A 5295-nucleotide genomic window follows, 5' to 3' on the forward strand; every position below is an offset into this window, starting at 1 on the left:
GCTATTGTGAGCGTTTGAGGAAAGCATCGCGGCGGAAGCCGCTCCCACGTTCGGTCCTGCGTGGCCTTCACCGCCGACGCCCAGCTTTTCGCGCAGCAGCCGGCAAAGATTGGTGAACATCCACGTGACGCCCGGATCATTGAACTGGCTTGCGATCGTCTGGTAGACAGGAACGTCTTCGTCTTTCAGCTGGAACGCGACGCGGTTGCGCTTCCATTGCTTGCGCACGTCACGCAGTGCGTCTTCGGCGCCACGCTTGTCGAACTTGTTGAGCACGATCAGTTCGGCGAAGTCGAGCATGTCGATCTTCTCGAGCTGACTTGCCGCGCCGTACTCGCTGGTCATCACGTACATCGGGAAGTCGACGAGGTCGACGATTTCGGAATCGCTCTGGCCGATGCCGGCGGTCTCGACGATGACGAGGTCGTAGTTCTGGCCCTTGAGAAATGCAATGCAGTCTTTCAGCACGATGCTGGTCGCGGCGTGCTGGCGACGCGTGGCCATCGAACGCATGAACACGCGCGGGCTGCGCAGCGAGTTCATCCGGATGCGGTCGCCGAGTAGCGCGCCACCGGAGCGACGGCGCGTAGGATCGACCGCGAGCACCGCAACGCGCATCGTCGGGAATGCGTGCAGGAACCGCAGCATCAGTTCATCGACGACCGACGACTTGCCGGCGCCGCCGGTACCGGTGATGCCGATCACCGGAGTCTTGCCACCGGCGAGCTGCCATTCCTTGCGCAGGCGATCGAGCTGGTGGTCGTCGTGTCGGCCTTCCTCGATGGCGGTCAGTGCGTGGCCGACCGCGATCTCGTCGTCGATGTCGACTTGCGCGGGCGGAATCGTGTGGTGCCCGGCGTCCGCTTCCGCATGCGCGACCGAACCGGCGCGCGCGCGGGCGACCACGTCTTCGATCATTGCGACGAGGCCGAGATGCATGCCGTCGTTCGGGTGATAGATGCGCTCGACGCCATAGGCCTGCAGCTCGCGGATTTCTTCCGGCGTGATCGTGCCGCCACCGCCGCCGAACACGCGGATGTGGCCGGCGCCGCGTTCGCGCAGCATGTCGACCATGTACTTGAAGTATTCGACGTGTCCGCCCTGGTAGGAGGACAGCGCGATCGCGTCGGCGTCTTCCTGCAACGCGGCGCGGACGACATCTTCGACCGAGCGGTTGTGGCCGAGGTGGATCACTTCGGCGCCCTGCGCCTGGATCAGGCGGCGCATGATGTTGATCGCCGCGTCGTGCCCATCGAACAGGCTGGCGGCGGTGACGAAACGGAGCGGCGCGGTCTCGGTCGAGGGCGCTGTCGCGAGGTCTTGGAGAGGGGTGCTCATGGGGCACGGTCCGGTCTGCGAGCTGGACCGGGGATTGTACTCCGGGGCTCGTTCGGGCTGACCGGAGGAGGCTCAGCGCGCGTTTGGGCCTTTCCGCAACGGCGCGCGCCATTTTACCGCGGCGTCACGTGCTGGCGATTCGACTGAACAGGTGGAGTCAAGCGGCCGACGCCGGTCGCGCCCCTCATCCAGGCGGCGGAAACACCGGCGACCGCACATCTTCCCGACCGTAGCCATACCCGAACAGCCACGCCGGAATGTTCCGCACGCGGCGGAATTGCAGCAGCCAGCGCACCAGAGGAGGCACAGTCAGCGGTGTGCCCGACTGGGCAATCGCGCGCGAAATGATCCTTTTCTGCATCGTCAGTTGTACGCGCTGCACGAGACGCGTCGGCTTCATCCGGCGCGCCTGTACTGCGGCAAGCGCGGATTCCGGAATCGGATCGTTGCCGCGCAGAAGTTCCGCCAGCGCGTTCGCGGCCGCCACTGCATCCTGGATCGCGAGATTGATGCCGACGCCGCCAATCGGCGACATCGCATGCGCGGCATCGCCAATCAACAGCAGCCCGGGCTGGTGCCATTGCCCGAGGCAATCGACCTGCACTTCGAGCGTCTTCACGTCGTCCCACGATTCGATCGTCGAGGTTCGGTCGGCAAGAAAGGATGCGAGCGTCGACACCGCGCTGCGCAACACCTCGATTGGCTGCGTCCGCAATTGTGCATCGCCGCCCTTCGGTACGAGGAATGCGGCCTGCCAGTAATCGTTGCGATTGAGCAGCACCATCATGTGACCGGAATCGACGATGCCGAACGTCTCCTGCGGATCCGTGTCGGCGCGCGGCATGCGGAACCACAGCACGTCCATCGGAGCGCCGTATTCGTTCGCCGCCAGTTTCGCGGCAGCACGCAACGTGGAGTGACGGCCATCGCAGGCAATCACCAGATCGGCGCGCAGCGTTTCGTCCGATGCGGCAGGCGCATCGCTCTTCACGTATTCGTGCATCGTCACGCCGACCACGCGACCGCCCTCCTCGATCAGGCCCGTCGCCATCCGGCGCATGCGCAGATCGAAGTTCGGATAACGACGGCCTTCCGCGGCAAGCAGGGCAAGCAGATCCCACTGCGGCACAAGCGCGAGATGATCGAACGGCGCGAGACCGCGGAAATCGATGAGCTCCTGCGTGTGCCCCGACACGATGCCGGCAAGATGCTGGATGCGGTGCTGCGGCAGGCGTTCGAATTTCTCCAGCAGGCCGATCTGCTGCAGCGCCATCATCGTCGACGGATGGACGGTGTCACCGCGGAAATCGCGCAGGAAGTCGCCGTGCTTCTCGAGCACGACGACGTTCACGCCGGCTCTCGCGAGCAACAGCCCGAGCATCATCCCCGCAGGGCCGCCGCCGACGATGCAGCAGCGGGTGGAAGGGGCTGCGTCCATGTCGCTCATCGTGACGATTACGCTAGCGCTGCTGCCGTCAGGCATACCCGTACGGCAGATTCGGCGAAGACACGATTCTGTCGCCAACCGCGTTCCCACGCAAAAAACGGATCGACGCCTCGATCACCCCGGCGTCGTCGACGATGCGGTGATGGCCGAGGCCGGTTGTTGTGACCATTCGCGCATCCGGCCAATGGCGCGCATACCGTTCGCCTTCGCTCCATGGCACTTCGCGATCGCCGAGATCGTGCACGATCAGTGCGGGGCGCCCGATGGCTGGCACTTTCAGATGCGCCTGCAGCGTCGACACGCGCAGCGGGTGGCCCGATTCGTACGCATCGAAGAGATGCGACGACAGGTGATCGGCAAGCCCCACGAAGCGCGCGAAGCGGCGCGCCGCATCGAGAGGGTCTGCGGCGGGCGCGATCAACACGGCGCGGTCGGCCTCAAGTCCGGCGGACAGGGCGAGCATCAACGCTGCGCCCCCGAGCGAATGCCCGATTACCGCCGCGGCAGGGCCGTAGTGCTTGCCGATGTGCGTGAGCACATCGGCGAAGCCCGGCAGTGTTGCCCGCCTCCCGCTACTGAGGCCATGTCCGATCTGATCGAACGTGACGACCGAGAATCCAGCGGCGCGCAGTGGGCGGATCCATGCCGAGAATCGCAACGCATGACTCGACCATCCGTGCGCAAGCAACACATACGGCTCGGCCTGCGGGTCGCCCCACGCGTAAAGACGGAGTTCCTCGTTGCCGAGCGTGAAACGCGATACCGCCGCATCGCCTGCATCCGCTGTGAGCGCATGCCGTCGCGAACTTGGAAGCGGCGTGCAGAACAGGGCATAGGCGCGACGCAAGGTCGCCTGCGGCCTCAACCAGCTGCCCAGTGCGAACTTGATCCGCAACGCGAGCAGCATTGATTTACGAACGACCGTGCTATTTTTTCCGGCAGTCATTGTGCTCATGGAACACCTCGGACGATCAGGGCAAGTGGGTGGAAATCAGGCGATCGAACGCGAGGTCGGCCTGTGCCCGCGCCTGTTGGGGATCGAACAGGCGCGTGTCCTGATGCAGCGCAAGCGCGAAACCGAAAATTTCGAAGGACAGTTGCAACGCATCGGTGTCGGCACGCAGCTCGCCGGTGTCGATTGTCATTTGCACGGCGCGGGCGGTATCGCTGCGCCAGCGATGAATCAATGTCACCACGCGATCCTGCAGGGCGCCCGGCCGCGAATCGTATTCGCTGATCGCCGCCATGATCAGGCAACCGTGGTGATTGTCCCGCACCCAGTCGTACCAGCCGGCGACAATCGAGCGAAGGCGCGCGAGCCCGCGCGCCTTCCGAAGCGCGGGGATCAGCACCGCCTCGCCGAAGCGCTGCCCGCCCACGTCGAGCACGGCGAGCTGGAGGTCCTCGCGCGAACCGAAGTGCGCGAAGACACCGCTTTTGGACATCCCGGTCGCCAGCGCGAGCGCGCCGATCGACAGCCCTTCGACGCCTTCGCGGCACGCAATGGCGTAAGCGCGATCGAGGATCAGCTCGCGCGTCGCGACACCTTTGGTGGTTGCTGCCTGAGGGCCCATTCGCCAATTAATAGCACGATCGTTCGTTTCTTTTCAAGAGCCCGACAGACGCGGTCGTTCCGCACTGTCGTCCCCTGACCCGGGCCGTTACACTACGCGCCGCACGCGGCCGGGCAAGCAATCCGGCGACCACAAATCATTCCTGCAATCAATCTTTTACCCGCCTTTTCTCGAACAGCGTCGCGCCAAGCGGCTGTGCGGATGGGCCCTCTTCCGCTTTCGGAGTCGCCAGATGATTTTTGAAACCGTCGCGCAGACCGGCCATGAGCAGGTTGTCTTCTGCCACAACAAGGATGCCGGCCTGAAGGCCATCATCGCCGTCCACAACACCGTGCTCGGCCCGGCCCTTGGCGGCCTGCGCATGTGGCCGTACAAGAACGAGGCGGAAGCACTCAATGACGTGCTGCGCCTGTCGCGCGGCATGACGTACAAGAACGCGGTCGCCGGACTCAACCTCGGAGGCGGCAAGGCGGTGATCATCGGCGATCCGTCGACGGACAAATCCGAAGCGCTGTTCCGCGCGTTCGGTCGCTTCGTCAATTCGCTCAACGGCCGCTACATCACGGCCGAAGATGTTGGCATCGACGTCAACGACATGGAATGGGTGTTCCGTGAGACCGAATTCGTCACCGGCGTGCACCAGGTGCACGGCGGTTCGGGCGATCCGTCGCCGTTCACCGCGTATGGCACGTTGCAGGGCCTGATGGCAGCGCTCAATCACAAGTTCGGCAACGAGGACGTCGGCAAGTACAGCTACGCTGTGCAGGGTGCGGGCCACGTCGGCATGGAATTCATCAAGCTGCTGCGCGAGCTCGGCGCGAAGGTGTTCGTCACCGATATCAACAAGGAACTCGTGCAGAAGGCGGTCGACGACCACGGCTGCACCGCGGTCGGTCTCGACGAGATCTACGACGTCGACGCGGATGTCTACAGCCC

The 5295-nt window shown here is 64.4% G+C and carries 5 protein-coding genes; 1 reads left to right on the forward strand and 4 read right to left on the reverse strand.

Features of this window, described 5'->3' with window-relative positions:
• The 4 genes from ABIV12_RS00005 to ABIV12_RS00020 form a co-directional block, all read right to left on the reverse strand.
• A partial coding sequence (locus tag ABIV12_RS00005; protein ID WP_348054924.1) for a cobalamin-dependent protein occupies positions 1 to 1338 on the reverse strand: 1338 nt, incomplete at its 3' end.
• A gap of 184 nt (positions 1339 to 1522) precedes the next feature.
• A complete protein-coding gene (locus ABIV12_RS00010) occupies positions 1523 to 2776 on the reverse strand; it encodes an FAD-dependent oxidoreductase (protein ID WP_348054926.1) in 1254 nt (417 codons plus the stop codon).
• Positions 2777 to 2813: 37 nt separating this feature from the next.
• A complete protein-coding gene (locus tag ABIV12_RS00015; protein WP_348054928.1) occupies positions 2814 to 3740 on the reverse strand; it encodes an alpha/beta fold hydrolase in 927 nt (308 codons plus the stop codon).
• Between the two features lie 16 nt (positions 3741 to 3756).
• A complete protein-coding gene (locus ABIV12_RS00020) occupies positions 3757 to 4359 on the reverse strand; it encodes a TetR/AcrR family transcriptional regulator (RefSeq protein ID WP_348054930.1) in 603 nt (200 codons plus the stop codon).
• Positions 4360 to 4591: 232 nt separating this feature from the next.
• Here ABIV12_RS00020 and ABIV12_RS00025 point away from each other — a divergent pair.
• Positions 4592 to 5295, forward strand: a 704-nt coding sequence (locus tag ABIV12_RS00025; protein ID WP_348054932.1) for a Glu/Leu/Phe/Val dehydrogenase dimerization domain-containing protein, incomplete at its 3' end; no start/stop codon positions are given.

Origin of the sequence: Dokdonella sp., from assembly GCF_039926425.1 — a bacterium.
Lineage (GTDB): Bacteria > Pseudomonadota > Gammaproteobacteria > Xanthomonadales > Rhodanobacteraceae > Dokdonella_A.